This window comes from Mesorhizobium sp. (assembly GCF_041661565.1).
GTDB lineage: Bacteria > Pseudomonadota > Alphaproteobacteria > Rhizobiales > Rhizobiaceae > Mesorhizobium.
Window position 1 is genome coordinate 1 of record NZ_JBAZUD010000013.1, and the last position, 15444, is coordinate 15444.

Genomic DNA, 15444 nt, shown 5'->3' on the forward strand with positions numbered 1-15444 from the left:
CAGCGCCTTTTCAACGACGGCTTCCATGGCGCGCTCGTCGAGCACGGGGATGCCAAGAACTTTTCGGGTGATTTCCCGGCCCATGAAGAAATTGGCGACCACATCGACATTCGTGCACAGCGACAGGTCCTGGTAGACGGTCTCGATGCCGGCCGCCTTGGCCTCGGCGGGCGACCTTGCGAGGAATTCCTTGCCCTCGAACAGCATCCGGCCCGAAGTCGGCTCCAGTCCGCCGGCGATGATCTTCACCAGCGTCGACTTGCCGGCGCCATTGTCGCCGAGCAATGCCACGACCTCGCCGCGACTGATCGAAAAGCTGATCCCTTTCAGGGCTTCGATGGCGCCATAATTCTTGGTGACGTTGTCGAGAACCAGCAGCGGTTCGCTCATGCCGCTATCTCCCTTGCCGCAAGAAGATCGCGCCCGCGTTCCCGCTCGGCGGCGAACATTTGACCGAAGCGGGGCGAAAGCACCCCGGAAACCGCAAGGGCGGCGGCGCCGCGCAACACCGAATGGCGCCCGCCACGCGCCACCATCACGCGCGGCGTCGCCCGGTCCTTGCGCGCGGAGACGGAATTGTGAAGGCCGGTGGCAGACCCAGCCAGCCGGTCGAGCAGTTCCGTGGAAGCCAGCCCGCCCAGGATGATTGTCTCCGGGTCGAACAGATTCTCGATGATGGCGACCGCATTATGGAAGATCGGGCTGACTTGCGCGACCCAGTCGGACTCGTTGCCGTTCCAGCGCCGCAATGCCTCGAGCGAGAGATATCTTTCCAGGCAGCCCCTGTTGCCGCACGGGCAGGGTTCTCCGCCGGGAACCACGGGTATGTGCCCGACTTCGCCGGCATTGCCCCACGCGCCGCGCAGCACGCCGCCATCATGAACCATGACGCCGCCGAGCCCCACGCCGAAATAGAGGTAATAGTATTCGGGGAATTGGGCGCCTAGCCCGTAGAGGCGCTCGCCTATGGCGGCGGCGGCCATGTCGGTCTCGAAAAAGGCTGGCAGTCCGGTGGCTTCCGCCAGCCGCTCGCGCAGCGCCACGTCTTTCCATCCGGTCATGGTGGTCGGGCCGACAAAACTCATGGACTCGACGCCGAATGGTCCCGGCAGGGCCAGGCCGACCCCGAGGACCCGTCCTCCGGCCCGCAATCCGGTGAGTTCCATCACCATCGCCCCGATCAGTTCGAAGGCATGGTCCGGCGTCGCGCTCGGCGCCTCGCGGTATGTGCTTTCGATCACGTCGCCGCTCAGGTTGATCAAGGCTGCGTTGATGCCAAGCGGGGTGATGTGGACGCCGACCGCATAGCCGCCTTCGGGATTGATCCGCAAAGTGGCAGGCGGCAGGCCGCGACCCTTGGGCTCTTCACGCACGGAAAGGATGTAGCCTTGCTCTTCGAGTTCGCGCACGATGGTCGATACGGTCTGGACGGTGAGCCCGACGCGGGCGGCGATCTCGCCGCGGGCAATCGGCCCATGCAAGCGGATGGACTCAAGCACGATGCGCCGGTTGTACGGCCGTCCGAACTCTTGATTGGTCCCCCGCAGTGCCATGACTTGCGCCCCTTGGAACCACAGCTTTGCATTGCTCATTTATTCAGTCAAATGGAATTCAAAAATATTTTGTGGACGTATCGCCCGCGCAAGCTGTTGCAGGGGACGTATCCGCCTAGGACCTGTTCACTTGCGCTCCTTGGCCGATTGCCGCGATGTTGAAAGCGCGGCAATGGTGAGCCAGCGACCGTTGATCGAACAAGGCATGGAGTGAAGATGATCGAATTGCCGTTTGCCCGCGACGAGTACCAGCAACGGCTTCGAAAGATCCGGGCAGAGATGGCGAGGCGCGGTCTCGAACTGCTGGTCGTCAATGACGTTGCCAACCAGCATTACATCACCGGTTACGATGGCTGGTCGTTCTACACGCCCCAGGTCGTGCTGGTTCCGGTCGAGGACGTCGAGCCGGTCTGGATAGGGCGCGCGATGGACGCGGCCGGCGGTCTTCTGACGGTCTGGATGAAGGCGGAGAACGTGGTCGGCTTCCCGGAAGACCATGTTCAGCGTGACGATCGCCATCCCATGGATTGGATCGCGAGCTGGATCGTCGCCAACGGTTGGGGAAGCCGCCACATCGGCATCGAACTCGAAGCCTACTATTTCTCTCCCAAGGGGCATGCGCGGCTCGTCGCAGGGCTGCCCAACGCCAAATGGCACGATGCGGACCTGCTGGTGAACTGGATCCGCGCGGTCAAGTCGGCGCCAGAGATTGCCTATTTGCGCAAGGCATCAACGCTCGCGGAAGCGGCCGTCGCGCGGGCGTTCGAGGTGATCGCGCCCGGTGTGCGTGAATGCGATGCGATTGCCGCCATCCAGGCCGCGCAGATCGCTGGCAGCCCGGACTTCGCGGGCGACATCACCGCACTTCCGCCGACCATCCTGGGCGGCGAGAACGCCTCGGCCCCACACATCATGTGGAGTGACAGGCGGTTCGGAGACAATGAGACCATCGCCCTTGAACTTGCCGGCGTCTGCCGCCGTTATGCGGCGGGGCTGGCAAGAACCATGCAACTCGGCAAGACGCCGGCGCGTGTCTCGGACACGGCAAAGGCCGTGACCGAGGGCATGGATGCGGTGCTCGATGCGATCAGGCCGGGAACGACGGCCGAAGCAGTCGAGGGTGCTTGGCGCAAGGTGATCCAGCGTTACGGACTGAAGAAGGAATCGCGCATCGGCTATTCGATCGGCGTTGCCTATCCACCGGATTGGGGCGAACACACGATCAGCCTCCGGCAGGGCGACAAGACGGTGTTGAGGGCCGGCAATGTCTTTCATTCGATCCTGGGCATGTGGATGGACGGTTGGGGCATAGAGGTCAGCGAGACCATCCTGGTCACTGAAACCGGCAACGAGACCCTGACCAGGTTTCCGCGAGAGATTCATGTCAAAGCCTGAGCCTGCGGCCGCTGCCGGCGGTGTCGCGGTTCCCCATATCGATGCCGGAATTCTGGACCGCATGATCGAAATCCGCCGGCACCTGCACCGCAATCCCGAGCTTTCGAACCGGGAAGCCAACACGCAGGCCTATCTCAGGCAGATGCTGGCCGGTCAGGGAATTGGCGACATTCGCGACGTCGCCGGCTTTGGTCTGGCTGTAGATATTGTCGGTACCGGCAGGCCGTCCAATAGAAAGGTGGCCATCCGGGCCGATATCGATGCCTTGCCGATCGAGGAGGCGTCCGGCGTCGACTTTGCCTCGATCAACCCGGGCGTGATGCATGCGTGCGGTCACGACGCCCACGCCGCGATGGGCTTTGCCGTGGCCGCCCATCTTCATCGATCGAAGGCCGACTTCGGCGGCACGGTGCGCCTCATCTTCCAGCCCGCCGAGGAAGACGAGCCGTCGGGTGGACGGCGGGTGGTGGAAGAGGGGCTGCTTGACGATGTCGACGCCGCCATCTGCGTCCATGTCGATCCTTACACGCCGTCTGGGAAGATCGCCGTCTCTGCCGGGCCCTACACCCTGGCATGCGATACGTTCGACGCCGTCGTGACCGGTTCGGCGGCCCACGCGGCAAAGTCGTATGAGGGCATCGACGCGATCACCGTGGCTTGCTCCATGGTGAACGAGTTGCAGAAGATCGTCTCACGCGAGACCGACCCTTACGATCCCCTGGTCATATCCGTCACCGGCATCAATGGCGGCAGCGCCTACAACGTGATCGCCGGCAAGGTCACCGTGAAGGGCACTATCCGCAGCGGCAGCGACGCGACCCGCGAGCGGGCCTGGCGGCGTGTCCGCGAAATCATGGCGGGAATAGCCAAGACCCATGGCGCCAGTGTGCGGGTCGACATCCACAAGGGCGAACCGGGTGTCGTCAACGATGTCGAGATGACCGGCCTGATTGTCGCCAGTGCCAGCGCCTGCATAGGCGTCGACAACGTGCTCAAAACGCCCGGATGGACCATCGCGGACGACTTTGGCTACTATAGCGAGAAGCGTCCGTCGGTCTATTTTCGGCTGGGAATACGCAATGAGGACGCCGGATCGGTCTTCCCGCTTCACCATCCGAGCTTTCGCGTAGACGAGGCCGCCTTGAAGGTCGGCGCGGCCACGCTGGTGTCCGCCGCGACCATGTTCCTGTCCATGCGACCGGACAGTGCTGCCTAGCAAAGGCGACGGACGGAAATCGCTTAGAGGTACTGCTCGACCTTCTTGCCGATCGTGAGGAAGCGCAGGGGATCGATCGCCTCGCCATTGTGGCGCACTTCGTAGTGCAGATGCGGGCCGGTTGACCGGCCGCTGCTGCCGGTCTTGCCGATGACGGCGCCGGCGTCGAGCTTCTCGCCCACGGTCACGTCGATCTCGCTGAGATGCCCGTAACGCGTCGCGAAACCATTGCCGTGGTCGACTTCCACCATGCGGCCATAGCCGCCGTTCCAGCCGGCCTTCGTGACGACGCCAGGCGCCGTGACCTTGGCGGCCATGCCGATCGGTGCCCTGAAGTCCATGCCCGAATGGAGCGCGGCGCTACCGAGGATCGGGTCGGTTCGGACGCCGAACGGACTGGTCACGGAGTGACCGGGGGCGGGGTTGGCGAGCGGCAGCCGGCGCGCCTCCTTCTTCAGATGGTCGAGCGCATCGAGCGCCTCGTCCAGTTCCTTCACCTTGCTATCGAAGATCATCGAACTGTCCAGCGGGATGAGGGGGCCGCCGACATCGCTGTTGTTCTTGCCGAAATCGCCGTCGACCGGCAGTCCGGCCGCCTCGAGGGCCTGGGTGATCGCATCGGCGCTCTTGTAGGCATTGTCGGCCAGGGTCGTGATGCGGGTGAGCTGTTCGTTCTCTATCGATTTCAGCGACTGGTTGATCGACACGAACAGTTTGTCGGCACGGTCGGCAGCGGAATCATTGGGCAGGGGATCGGACCGGGTCGACCACAAGGAAAACGGCCGCGTATCACCGATGCCGAGGCTGGCGACCGCGTAAGCCGGTCCAGGCTGATTGGGGGTACCGATCAACTCGGCGCGTTTGTCCGCTGCGCCGGCCGGGGCGGGGGCGCCTGGCGCCGATGGGGCTTCGTTCTCGGCGCGTTCCAACAGCGGCCCGAGGCGGCCGTGACGTTGGCTTAGCTGGCTCTGCCGTTCGAGCAGTTCGCTGACCTTGGTCTCCATCAGCTTCTGGTCGAGCAACTGGCGGCTGGTGATGCGGTCGACCTGGGCACGAAGCGCCGAGATGCGGTCCTCATAGGCCTGCTGCATGCGCGCCTGCCGCGACGTCGTGGCGCCGATCAGGTCATCGCGCAGCACAAGATAGGAGGTCGCCAGCAGATAGCCGATGACAATGGCCGCCAACGCCGAGCCGAGGAATGCCGCGAGCCACGGCCGGATGGTGAAATGCCGGATTTCATTGCCCCGGGCGATGATGACCGTATGGGGCTCCCTGCGTCTGCCGAAGACTGCCGACTGACCGTTTGCGTTCACGGGACCAAGCTTTCGTTTACTATACCACGACAGCTTGATTACACATTATTAGGGTTAACAAAGCTTTGCGCGTCGGCGAGGCGGTCGGCCCTCCGGCGGAAACCTCACAGCGCGCGGGCGGCTTCCAGCACCTCCTCGGCGTGGCCCTTCACCCGAACCTTGCGCCAGATCCTGGCGATCCGCCCGTCACGTCCGATCAGGAAGGTCGCGCGCTCGACCCCCATGTACTTGCGGCCATACATCGATTTCTCGACCCACAGATGGTAGGCCTCGATGGCCTTGCGCTCCTCGTCTGCGGCGAGATCGATGGTAAGATCGTATTTCGATTTGAACTTGTCGTGCTTTTTGACGTTGTCGGGAGACAGGCCGATCACCACGGCGCCGGCCTGTTCGAATTCCGGTTTCAGTCGCGAAAAATCGATAGCCTCTTGCGTGCAGCTCGTGGTGTCGTCCTGGGGGTAGAAGTAAAGCACGATGGGTTTGCCGGCGGACGCCGCAAGGCTGAGAGATCCGCCACCGTCCTTGGGAAGCTCGAACTGCGGCGCAAGGTCGCCTAGGAGAAGGTCAGCCATACCGATGCCCTTGTTTGAGGTTACGCGCGGAGCCACACCGATATAGTGTCGAACGGGGATTCGTCCACGATCGAGTTCGTACAACGGAAAATTGCGTGGATCAGGAGCAACCGCCGCACGAGAAGATCCGGTTCAGGCGTGATGAGATCACCGACCTGGGGAGTTTTCCGTCCGCGTGCCGTGTGCCCCCGCTCGGTCAGGCGTCGATCGGACGCGGCTTTCGCATCCTCGCGCGACTGTTCGCCGGTTTGGCCAGCGTCGTCCTGTTGGCGGCAATCATCGTCTATCTGATCGGCGCGTCCGGCATCGGCTCCGAGCGGCTTCGGGCGGAAGCGGAAACCGCGATCGAGAAATTCGCTGGCGTCGACGTCGCTGTTTCGGTCGGGCCGGCTCGCATCACGCTTGACGGATCGAGCTTCATTGCCTTGCAGGTCAGCGACGTCAGCCTGAAAACAGCGGATGGCAAGCCGATGGTGGACGCGGGGCGCGTGCGCTTCGGCGTGCGCCTGCTACCGCTGCTGTGGGGAGACGTGCGGTTGACGAGCGCCAGGGTATCCGACGCGCGCATCGTCGTGGCTGCAATACCGTCCGGCGGTGACTGGACTGTCGGACTGCGCAACCAGGACGGCCTTGTCGATCCCGATAAACTGTCCGATGCCGTGTTCGAAAACATCCACCATGTCCTCGACGCCGTGCGTGAGGATTCGATGCGCCGGATCGATCTTCGCAATGTCGAGTTCGTGCTGCCCGCAAACGCGACCATAAAACTGGTCAAGATCGCCAATGCCACTGTCGCGCAGTCGGGGTCGGCCGGCATGACGTTTTCTTCCCAGGTGGATATCGACGGCAGAACGCTCGCCGTTACCGCTTCAGCGACCCGGGATATCGCGGCTCACCGCGTGACGACGCTGGATGCCAGCATCAATCTGGCGGATACCGGTGCCACCCCGGATGACGCCGGGAAGTTGGGCGCGGTTTCGATGAAGCTTGCAGGATCGGAAGGGTCCGGCACCACTGCGTCGCGGCTCACCGTCGCCCTGTCATCGACGGGCTCCGTGCTCGATCTTGACGCGCGTGGGCTGATGCCGGCCGATGTCGACGTCAATGCGATGCTGGTCGCCGGCAGCAACAAGATCCAGGTCGACAAACTGCTGCTGAAGACCGGGCGGTCGACATTCGATTTTGCCGGTTCCATCGGGCCAAGACCGGCGACCGGGGCGGCGGGCGAGGAGCCGTCCTACCGGTACGACCTGACCAGCGATGGGTCGTCGCTGGCGCCAGCGGATTCGCCGGAGCCAGCGCTGCGCTTCCTTGCCCGGATAGCGGGAACATACGGCACGGTCAGCCACAAGCTGGTGGCCGACCAGATCGCGATCCGTTCCGATGCCAGCGGCGAGGTGCTTGGCACAGCCGCTGTGGAGTTTGTCGAGGGCCAGGCGCCCGGGATCACCGTCGCTTTTAACGTCCATGACATGCCTGTCTCGCACATCAAGCAGCTTTGGCCGTGGTTTTCGGCGCGTAGCGCGCGGGTCTGGGTGCTGAACAATCTGTTTGGCGGCCGCGTCGTCGACGCCAATATTCAATTCCAGGTCGTGCCGGGCCGCCTTGGCAATGGCGTGCCAATCTCCGGCAATGAGGTGTTCGGCCGCTTCCAGGTCGAAGGATCGCGTTTCGACACGGCCGGCCGCATTCCGCCGATACGCGACGCCGTCGGCGTCGTCGGTTTCCACGGCAACGATGTCGACATATCCCTCTCGTCGGGCACGGTCTTCATGCCCAGCGGCCGCACCGTGGCGGCCAGCAACGGAACCCTGACGGTCAAGGCGGCCAACCATCCGCCGGTCATCGGCGCGCTAGATATTGACGTTGACGGCGAGGCGCCCGCAATCGCCGAACTCGCTTCCTATGAGCCGATCAACGCCATGCGCCATGTCGGCTTCCTGCCGGAAGACCTGTCCGGCAGCGTCACCGGGCATGTCAGGGCTGACATCCCGCTGCAAGCGGGCGTCGACACCTCGAAGCTCGACTGGCTGGTGTCGCTCGACTATAGCGGCCTGTCACTGGCCAAGCCCTTCGAGGGCCAGACCGTGACCGACGCCGAGGGTTCGATCACCGTTGATCCTCAAAAGGCAGTCATCTCCGCCAAGGCCGCGCTGAATGGCATTCCGGCAGAACTCGATCTGATCGAGCCGCTCAGGGATGACGGGCCGGCACGCAGCCGCAAGGTGGCCCTGGTGCTCGACGACAAGATCCGGGCCGCCGCGATGCCCGGCCTGACACCGCTGCTTGCGGGGACCGTAAAGGTCGCGATCGACAAGAGCGGCAGCGGCAACCAGAACGTCTCGGCCGATCTGACCAACGCAAGGCTCGACATCCCATGGGCAGGCTGGAGCAAGGGGGCAGGGGTCCCCGCCAACGTCACCTTTGTCATGACGAGATCCGGCGACACCACGACCCTGTCCGACTTCGAGCTGGACGGAAAGACGTTTTCTGTCGACGGCGGCATCGTGCTGGTCAACGGCGCCTTGTCGTCGGCCCGGTTCAGCAAGGTCACCTTGAACAGGGGCGACGATGTCGCTGTGTCGGTGAAACGAGCAGGCAGGGGCTATGCGGTCGACATATCGGGCAGCGCGCTGGACGCCCGGTCTCTCATCAAGCAGTTCACCTCCGACGTCGACACCGCGACGAAGACCACCGGCGCCGACTCCATTTCCGTCAGTGCCGATGTCGCTCAGCTGACCGGTTTCCATGACGAGCAATTGTCGAACTTGAAGCTCGACTACAGCGCGACCGGGTCGAGGGTGAACGGGCTGAAGGTCAGCGCTGCGGCAAGTTCGGGCGCCGCGATAACCATCAGCAACACCACCGGCGGCGGCCAGCGTTCGCTCAACGTACAGTCCGCCGACGCCGGCGCCATACTCCGCTTTCTCAACGTCTATGAACACATGGAAGGCGGCTCGATCACCCTGGCGCTGTCGGGGTCGAGCGATGGCCCGATGACCGGCAAGGTGGATACGACGAATTTCTTCGTCGTCAATGAGCCGAAGCTCGCCTCCATAGTCTCGACGACACCGGCCGGCGACAGCCGCAGCCTCAACCAGGCGGTCAAGGGAAACCTCGACACGTCCCGCGTGAAGTTCGAACGCGGCTACGCCGAGATCAACAAGGGCAGCGGTTATCTGAAACTGGCCAATGGGTTGCTGCGGGGCCCACGCATCGGCACCACTTTCCAGGGTACGCTCTACGACCAGAACAACAACATGGACATGACAGGCACGTTCATGCCGGTCTACGGCCTCAACCGTATCTTCGGCGAACTGCCGCTGGTCGGCGCGCTTCTCGGCAACGGCCGCGACCGCGGCCTGATCGGCGTCACCTATCGGCTCAAGGGCAATGCCAACAAGCCGCTGCTCGACATCAACCCGCTGTCGGTGATCGCGCCGGGGATATTCAGGTCGATCTTCGAGTTCAGGTGACCGGACTCAGACCGGTCTCACCAGAATGTGCTTTTTCCTGCCGAGCGATAGCTTTACGACGTTTTCCGGACCGAGATCCTGAAGCGTCACCATCCGGCGATCGTCGGACACGGGCTGGTCGTTCAAGCGCACGGCGCCGCCCTGTACATGCCGCCGTGCCTCGCCGTTGGAGCCGGCGAGCCCAGCCGTGACGAACAGCGACAGGATGCCGATGCCGGCTTCCAACTCGGATTTGGCCACCTCGACGGTCGGCAGCGTTTCGGCGGTCAAGCCTTCCTCGAATGTCTTGCGCGCCGTCTCGCTGGCCCTTTCGGCCGCCTCGCGGCCGTGCAGCATGGCGGTGATCTCCGTCGCCAGCACCTTCTTGGCGTCGTTGATCTCGGAACCACCGAGAGCCGCGAGGCGCGCGACCTCGTCGAGGGGCAACGTCGTGTAGAGTTTCAGGAAGCGGCCGACATCGGCGTCCTCGGTGTTGCGCCAGTACTGCCAGAACTCGTAGGGGCTCAGCATGTCAGCATCGAGCCAGACCGCGCCTGACGCGGACTTGCCCATCTTGGCGCCCGAAGAGGTGGTCAGCAGCGGCGTGGTCAGCGCATAAAGCTGCGCGTTTTCCATGCGATGGCCGAGATCGATGCCATTGACGATATTGCCCCATTGATCGGAGCCGCCCATCTGCAGGCGGCAGCCCAGGCGCTTGTAAAGCTCGACGAAATCATAGGCCTGCAGGATCATGTAGTTGAACTCAAGAAACGACAGCGATTGCTCGCGGTCGAGCCTGAGCTTGACCGAATCGAAAGCGAGCATGCGGTTGACGGAAAAGTGCCGCCCGACGTCGCGCAGGAAGTTGACGTAGTTGATCTCCATCAGCCAGTCGGCGTTGTTGACCATGACCGCGTCGTTCGGGCCGCTACCGAACTTCAGGTAGGGCATGAAGTTGCGGCGGATGCCGGCAAGATTGTCGTCGATATCCTGCGGGGTGAGCAGCTTGCGGGCCTCGTCCTTGAAGGACGGGTCGCCGATCATAGAGGTGCCGCCGCCCATCAGCGCGATCGGCCGGTGGCCGGTCTGCTGCAGCCAGTGCAGCATCATGATCTGGATCAGCGAGCCGGCGTGCAGGCTTCTCGCCGTCGCGTCGAAGCCGATATAGGCCGTCACCGTTTCCCTGGCGAAGATCGCGTCGAGGCTGGCATCATCCGAAGTCTGGTGGATGAAACCGCGCTCGCTCATGGTGCGCAGGAAATCGGATTTGAAGGCAGGCATTTTATTCTTTCCCGGGAGCGTCCGGCCAATTGGCAGGCGTATGTGAACGCGCGCGTTTAGCACCCAAGCGCGATCAGCAAAAGTGGAATCCGGTTTTGCGTCCGATCGCGCTTCGGGCGGCAAGTTGCGATCAGCAAAAGTGGAATCCGGTTTTGCGTCCGATCGCGCTTCTGGGGGGCAAGTCGCGATCAGCAAAAGTGGAATCCGGTTTTGCGGCCCGCGCGGGCGCCGCAGCGGCGATCCGGCATGCTTGCTTCATCGTTTCGGCTGGCGTAATGAGGCGCCGCGCCAACGGGTTCTCGCAGCCTTCGATCCGCTGGAACGGCACCGCACGGCATCACTCAAATGCCATATCCTGTGACAGAGCCCGACGCGACATATGCCGGACGCATTGATATCCATCGTCATTCCTTGTCGCAACGAAGCGGCGAACCTGCCGCTGCTGATCGACGAGATCGAGGCGGCGATGGTCGGGCGCGACTTCGAACTGATCATCGTCAATGACGGCTCGACCGACGAGACCACGGCCGTGCTTGCCGAACAGGCGGCGCGTCGGCCGTTTCCGGTGCGGGAATTGCGGCATCTTCGATCGGCCGGCCAGAGCCTTTCGGTGCGCTCCGGCGCGTGGGCGGCGCGCGGCCGCATCGTCGCCACCATCGACGGCGATGGCCAGAACGATCCCCAATACATTCCGGTGCTGATCGACGCGCTTGTGCGGGCCGGCCCCGATTTCGGCGCCGCACAAGGGCAGCGCCTCAAGCGTCGCGACAGCAAGGTCAAGCAACTGGCGTCACGTTTCGCCAACTGGCTGAGAGGCGCGATTCTCCATGACGAGACACGCGACACCGGCTGCGGCCTGAAGGCCATCCACACGGATATCCTGCGCAAGCTGCCTTTCTTCGACGGCACCCATCGTTTTGTTCCGGCCCTGGTCATCCAGGAGGGGTATCGCGTCGTGCATTGCGACGTCGTCGACCGGTCCCGCCGGCACGGCAAATCGAATTACGGCATCTTCGATCGCGGCCTGCAGGGCGCACTCGATCTGGGCGGCGTCTGGTGGCTGCGCCGCCGCCGGCGGAGAATGCCAAAAGTAGAGGAAATCAGGCATGGGTAACGTGCTTCAGGAATTGATGACCTGGCTCCACCAGGTTTTCATCAAGCAGTTCGACGCATGGATCCTGCTCGGCTTCATTGCCCAGTTCTTCTTCACCATGCGCTTCGTCGTGCAGTGGCTCGCCTCGGAAAAGGCCAAGCGCAGCGTCGTGCCGGTCGCCTTCTGGTTCTTTTCCCTGTTCGGCGGCGGTCTGCTCTTGATCTATGCCATCGTGCGCCAGGATCCGGTGTTCATCGCCGGCCAGGCCATGGGCATGTTCATCTATGTCAGAAATCTCTGGCTGATCGCCAATGAGCGCAAAGCCGCGGCGATGACCAAGGTCGATTGACCGGCTTTGGTTCGCCAGAAAAACACAGTCGAAGAGGTTCTGACATGGCGCTGAACAGGAACTACGTCCTTCTCTTCCTCTTCAGCCTGATGATGACCGCGTCGGGGCTGGCGTCCATGCCGCCGATCGACCGCGACGAGCCGCGCTTCGTCCAGGCCACCAAGCAGATGGTCGAGAGCGGCGACTATGTCGATATCCGCTTTCAGGACGCCTCCCGTTATCAGAAGCCGATCGGCATCTACTGGCTGCAATCGGCCGCCGTATTGGTGAGCGGCGAGGGCGCCGAAGCGCCGATCTGGGTCTACCGGACGGTGTCGGCGCTTGGCATCGCCATTGCGGTGCTGGCGATCGCCTGGACCGGAACCAATCTTTTCGGAGCCAATGCCGGCATCGCCGCCGGGCTAGTCATGGCCGCGATCTTCGCCACGGCTTTCGAGGGCCGCGACGCCAAGACCGATGCGATGCTGCTGGCCTGCTGCGTGGCGGCGCAGGGCGCGCTGGCGCAGATCTACCTGGCGTCGCGCCGCAACCAACCGGCCGCCGGCCATCTCTGGTGGATTTTCTGGATCGCGCAGGGTGCGGCAATCCTCATCAAGGGGCCGATCGCCCCGCTGCTCTCTGCGCTTACCATCGCGGTGCTGTTCGCCTTCGAGCGGGACGGGCGCTGGCTGTCGCGGCTGAAAGTCGGACGCGGCCTGGCGCTGGTCGTGCTGATCGTGCTGCCCTGGCTTGCCCTCATCACCTGGAAAAGCCATGGCGCCTTCCTGCAGCAGGCCGTCGGCAAGGATATGCTGGGCAAGGTCGCATCGGGCGAGGAATCGCATGGCCTGCCGCCCGGCTTCTACATGCTGACCTATTCGCTGTTCATGTGGCCCTTCGGCCTGATCGCGGTCGGCGCCGGGCTCCAGGCGCTCAACCGCCTGCGCGACGATGTCAGGCTGCGGTTCTGTCTCGCCTGGTACATTCCGTTCTGGCTGGTCTTCGAACTGATCCCGACCAAATTGCCGCACTATGTCCTGCCTGCCTATCCCGGCATGGCGCTGCTGATCGGTTGGCTGCTGACATTGCAGCCGCAGGATGCCGACGCCCCGCTCAAGCGCTGGCAGCAGTGGCTGTGGTGGTCGACTGCGTTCGGCTTGGTGGTGGTCAGCCTCGGTCTGGCGGTGGTCTGCGTCGGCGCGCCGATCTACCTCGCACACGCCTTCTCCTGGTGGAGCATCCCCGCTGCCGCCGCGGCGCTCGGCGCGGGATACCTTGCCTTTTCGCGGCAGTTGCAGGTTCCTTTGCCACGCATCGGCGCAGCGGCGGCCTGTGCGGGCATCACCTACGCCCTGCTTTTCGGCGTGATAGCTCCATCCCTGAAGCCGATCTGGCTGAGCCCGGCGATCAAGCAAGCGGTTCTTGCCAACAAGCCTTGCGACACGACGGTGCTGGCCTCGTCGCAGTATCATGAACCAAGCCTCGTCTTCTTGGTCGGCACGAAAACGGTGCTGACCAATATCGGCGGCGTGGCGGAACATCTGCTTGCCGATCCCGCCTGTGCGTTGGGACTGGCGCCTATCGAAGATGAGCTGAAACTGAATGGCATTCTGTCGGTAAGAGGCAAAACGGCGAACCGTGTCGCCGAAGTCGACGGTCTCAACTATTCGTCGGGAGACAAACTGTCGCTCGGGCTCTATCGTCTAGCTCCATGACGGCTCGTCTATGACAGGGTCGAGGCCCCCATGCTGGTGAAATCACGCCCTTCCTTTGCAGACCGGCTCCTGGGGACTGGACGCCGGTCCCTGGACAATTTTCGCGATACGATGCGGATCGTCAGAGGCCGGTTTGCCGCTCGCCCCGCCGTCTACCCGAACGTACCGTGGCCGATCTGGGGCCTGGTTTGGGTCTTGCTTACAGCGGCCGCGTTCGTGCGCCTCGACACGCCGGCGGGCATGGTTCACGGCCAGTGGTCGGGGGCTAGGTTTGCCGAATTCCTGACCCAGTTCGCCCTCGGCGGCTGGTACCTGATCCCGTCGGCGCTTTTGCTCGTCGCGGCCAATCTGATCGATTGGCGAAGCCTCTCACGACGATCGCTGATGCTGGTCTACAACTGGACCTGCCTGGCTTTCCTGGTGCTGAGCTCCGTCGGCCTGTCCGGCCTGCTCGTCAATCTCCTGAAATATGCGATCGGCCGGGCCCGCCCGCTCTACTTTCAGGATTTCGGTGTTCTCGCGCTGCATCCCTTTGCCTTCGATGCTCGCTTCGCCGGCTTTCCGTCGGGCCACGCCACGACGATGGGCGCCGTGTTCGGGGTGCTCCTGCTGCTCTTCCCCAGGCGCTGGTACATTGCCCTGACGCTCACCGCATGCATCGCCTCGACGCGGATCTTTGTCGGCGCGCACTATCCCAGCGACACCGTCGCCGGCTTTGGCCTTGGATTGGCTTTTGCACTGGGGTGCGGACTGGTCTTTGCCCGGCTTGGCTTCATCTTTCGCCCGGCGCGGACGGGACTGCCGGCCCGCAAGACGTCATTCCGGCTGACGGCTCCGGAAAAATAATGGCAGCTAGTTGCTGTCCAGGCCGCCATAGGACCTAACAAGGCTGGCCATGTCGGACGCAATGGCCGTCTCGCTTTCGAGGCCCCGCGCGACGCCGACGCGATCGGCGACCGGCCGGTTCTGGCTGACCTTCCATTTGCCGTGGATTTCGCTGATCTCGATTTGCAGACCGATGATGCCCTTGATCTGCGACTGGATGAAGGGCGCCGGCGCGTCCGTCACCGCCCATGGCGCGGCGCGAGCGCCTTCTTGTGACGCCGTCAGATCGGCGATTTGCCGAGCCAGCCAGTCCTGGTCGTCGATCACCTTGACGGTGCCGCGAACCTGCACGATCGCATAGTTCCATGTCGGCACTACCTTGCCGGTCTCGCGCTTGGTCTCGTACCAGGACGGCGTGACATAGGCATCGTTGCCCTGGAAGACGATCAGCACCGGCGATGCCGGATTGGCCGCCAACAACTGCCATTGCGGGTTGGCCTTTGCCAGATGCGCCCGCAGCCTGCCGTTCGGCGGGACGTCCGCGTCTAGCAGGAACGGGATCGCGTTGGCGACCGGACCTTCGGCTCCGTTGCAGATCAACAGGCCAAGCGGATGCGCACGGATCAGGCCATGCAGGATGTCCGTGCGCGTTTCCCTGAAATGGGGAGGCTCGTACATCTCGGCCCGCGTCTTTCCTG

At 63.4% G+C, this 15444-nt stretch carries 13 protein-coding genes; 7 read left to right on the forward strand and 6 right to left on the reverse strand.

What is annotated here, in order from left to right; genetic code table 11:
* Together WC739_RS04120 and WC739_RS04125 are read right to left on the reverse strand one after the other, a co-directional pair.
* Positions 1-390 (reverse strand): ATP-binding cassette domain-containing protein (locus WC739_RS04120; protein ID WP_372951746.1); only part of this gene is annotated, 390 nt, incomplete at its 3' end.
* Complete coding sequence (locus tag WC739_RS04125; protein ID WP_372951747.1) at positions 387-1553, reverse strand: ROK family transcriptional regulator; 1167 nt, start codon at positions 1551-1553, stop codon at positions 387-389. The genes WC739_RS04125 and WC739_RS04120, both read right to left, overlap by 4 nt.
* A 216-nt stretch (positions 1554-1769) precedes the next feature.
* On the opposite strand from WC739_RS04125, the gene WC739_RS04130 reads away from it, so the two are divergent.
* The gene (locus WC739_RS04130) at positions 1770-2948 is read left to right on the forward strand and encodes a M24 family metallopeptidase (RefSeq protein WP_372951748.1); all 1179 of its coding nucleotides are present in this window, start codon (positions 1770-1772) and stop codon (positions 2946-2948) included.
* Positions 2935-4164, forward strand: a complete 1230-nt coding sequence (locus WC739_RS04135; protein ID WP_372951749.1) for a M20 family metallopeptidase — start codon at positions 2935-2937, stop codon at positions 4162-4164. Before WC739_RS04130 ends, WC739_RS04135 begins: the two co-directional genes overlap by 14 nt.
* 23 nt (positions 4165-4187) lie before the next feature.
* Here the strand turns inward: WC739_RS04135 and WC739_RS04140 are convergent, their stop codons facing one another.
* Together WC739_RS04140 and WC739_RS04145 are read right to left on the reverse strand one after the other, a co-directional pair.
* On the reverse strand, positions 4188-5477 hold the full coding sequence (locus WC739_RS04140) for a peptidoglycan DD-metalloendopeptidase family protein (RefSeq protein ID WP_372951750.1): 1290 nt from the start codon (positions 5475-5477) through the stop codon (positions 4188-4190).
* A 104-nt stretch (positions 5478-5581) separates the two neighbouring features.
* The gene (locus WC739_RS04145; RefSeq protein WP_372951751.1) at positions 5582-6049 is read right to left on the reverse strand and encodes a peroxiredoxin; all 468 of its coding nucleotides are present in this window, start codon (positions 6047-6049) and stop codon (positions 5582-5584) included.
* A gap of 95 nt (positions 6050-6144) precedes the next feature.
* Between WC739_RS04145 and WC739_RS04150 the strand changes: the two genes are divergently transcribed.
* The gene (locus WC739_RS04150) at positions 6145-9525 is read left to right on the forward strand and encodes a DUF3971 domain-containing protein (protein ID WP_372951752.1); all 3381 of its coding nucleotides are present in this window, start codon (positions 6145-6147) and stop codon (positions 9523-9525) included.
* Between the two features lie 6 nt (positions 9526-9531).
* Here the strand turns inward: WC739_RS04150 and tyrS are convergent, their stop codons facing one another.
* Positions 9532-10785 carry a tyrosine--tRNA ligase gene (tyrS, locus tag WC739_RS04155; protein WP_372951753.1) on the reverse strand — a complete coding sequence of 418 codons (1254 nt, stop codon included), beginning with the start codon at positions 10783-10785 and terminating at the stop codon, positions 9532-9534.
* Between the two features lie 379 nt (positions 10786-11164).
* Between tyrS and WC739_RS04160 the strand changes: the two genes are divergently transcribed.
* The 4 genes from WC739_RS04160 (at position 11165) to WC739_RS04175 (ending at position 14767) form a co-directional block, all read left to right on the forward strand.
* A complete protein-coding gene (locus WC739_RS04160) occupies positions 11165-11899 on the forward strand; it encodes a glycosyltransferase family 2 protein (RefSeq protein ID WP_372951754.1) in 735 nt (244 codons plus the stop codon).
* Complete coding sequence (locus tag WC739_RS04165; RefSeq protein WP_372951755.1) at positions 11892-12227, forward strand: lipid-A-disaccharide synthase N-terminal domain-containing protein; 336 nt, start codon at positions 11892-11894, stop codon at positions 12225-12227. The genes WC739_RS04160 and WC739_RS04165 overlap by 8 nt, the downstream gene beginning before the upstream one ends.
* Before the next feature lie 44 nt (positions 12228-12271).
* The gene (locus tag WC739_RS04170; protein WP_372951756.1) at positions 12272-13921 is read left to right on the forward strand and encodes an ArnT family glycosyltransferase; all 1650 of its coding nucleotides are present in this window, start codon (positions 12272-12274) and stop codon (positions 13919-13921) included.
* A gap of 111 nt (positions 13922-14032) precedes the next feature.
* Positions 14033-14767, forward strand: a complete 735-nt coding sequence (locus WC739_RS04175) for a phosphatase PAP2 family protein (RefSeq protein ID WP_372951757.1) — start codon at positions 14033-14035, stop codon at positions 14765-14767.
* Between the two features lie 6 nt (positions 14768-14773).
* Here WC739_RS04175 and WC739_RS04180 read toward each other — a convergent pair whose 3' ends face one another.
* Positions 14774-15424: an FMN-binding negative transcriptional regulator gene (locus WC739_RS04180; protein ID WP_372951758.1), complete on the reverse strand. Its 651-nt coding sequence runs from the start codon at positions 15422-15424 to the stop codon at positions 14774-14776.
* Positions 15425-15444: the final 20 nt, after the last annotated feature.

Bases quoted from the DNA above. Each gene is read 5' to 3' on its own strand.
- WC739_RS04125 (WP_372951747.1), bottom strand. From the start codon at position 1,553: ATGGCACTGCGGGGGACCAATCAAGAGTTCGGACGGCCGTACAACCGG.
- WC739_RS04130 (WP_372951748.1), top strand. From the start codon at position 1,770: ATGATCGAATTGCCGTTTGCCCGCGACGAGTACCAGCAACGGCTTCGA.
- WC739_RS04135 (WP_372951749.1), top strand. From the start codon at position 2,935: ATGTCAAAGCCTGAGCCTGCGGCCGCTGCCGGCGGTGTCGCGGTTCCC.
- WC739_RS04145 (WP_372951751.1), bottom strand. From the start codon at position 6,049: ATGGCTGACCTTCTCCTAGGCGACCTTGCGCCGCAGTTCGAGCTTCCC.
- tyrS (WP_372951753.1), bottom strand. From the start codon at position 10,785: ATGCCTGCCTTCAAATCCGATTTCCTGCGCACCATGAGCGAGCGCGGT.
- WC739_RS04160 (WP_372951754.1), top strand. From the start codon at position 11,165: ATGCCGGACGCATTGATATCCATCGTCATTCCTTGTCGCAACGAAGCG.
- WC739_RS04165 (WP_372951755.1), top strand. From the start codon at position 11,892: ATGGGTAACGTGCTTCAGGAATTGATGACCTGGCTCCACCAGGTTTTC.
- WC739_RS04170 (WP_372951756.1), top strand. From the start codon at position 12,272: ATGGCGCTGAACAGGAACTACGTCCTTCTCTTCCTCTTCAGCCTGATG.
- WC739_RS04175 (WP_372951757.1), top strand. From the start codon at position 14,033: ATGCGGATCGTCAGAGGCCGGTTTGCCGCTCGCCCCGCCGTCTACCCG.
- WC739_RS04180 (WP_372951758.1), bottom strand. From the start codon at position 15,424: ATGTACGAGCCTCCCCATTTCAGGGAAACGCGCACGGACATCCTGCAT.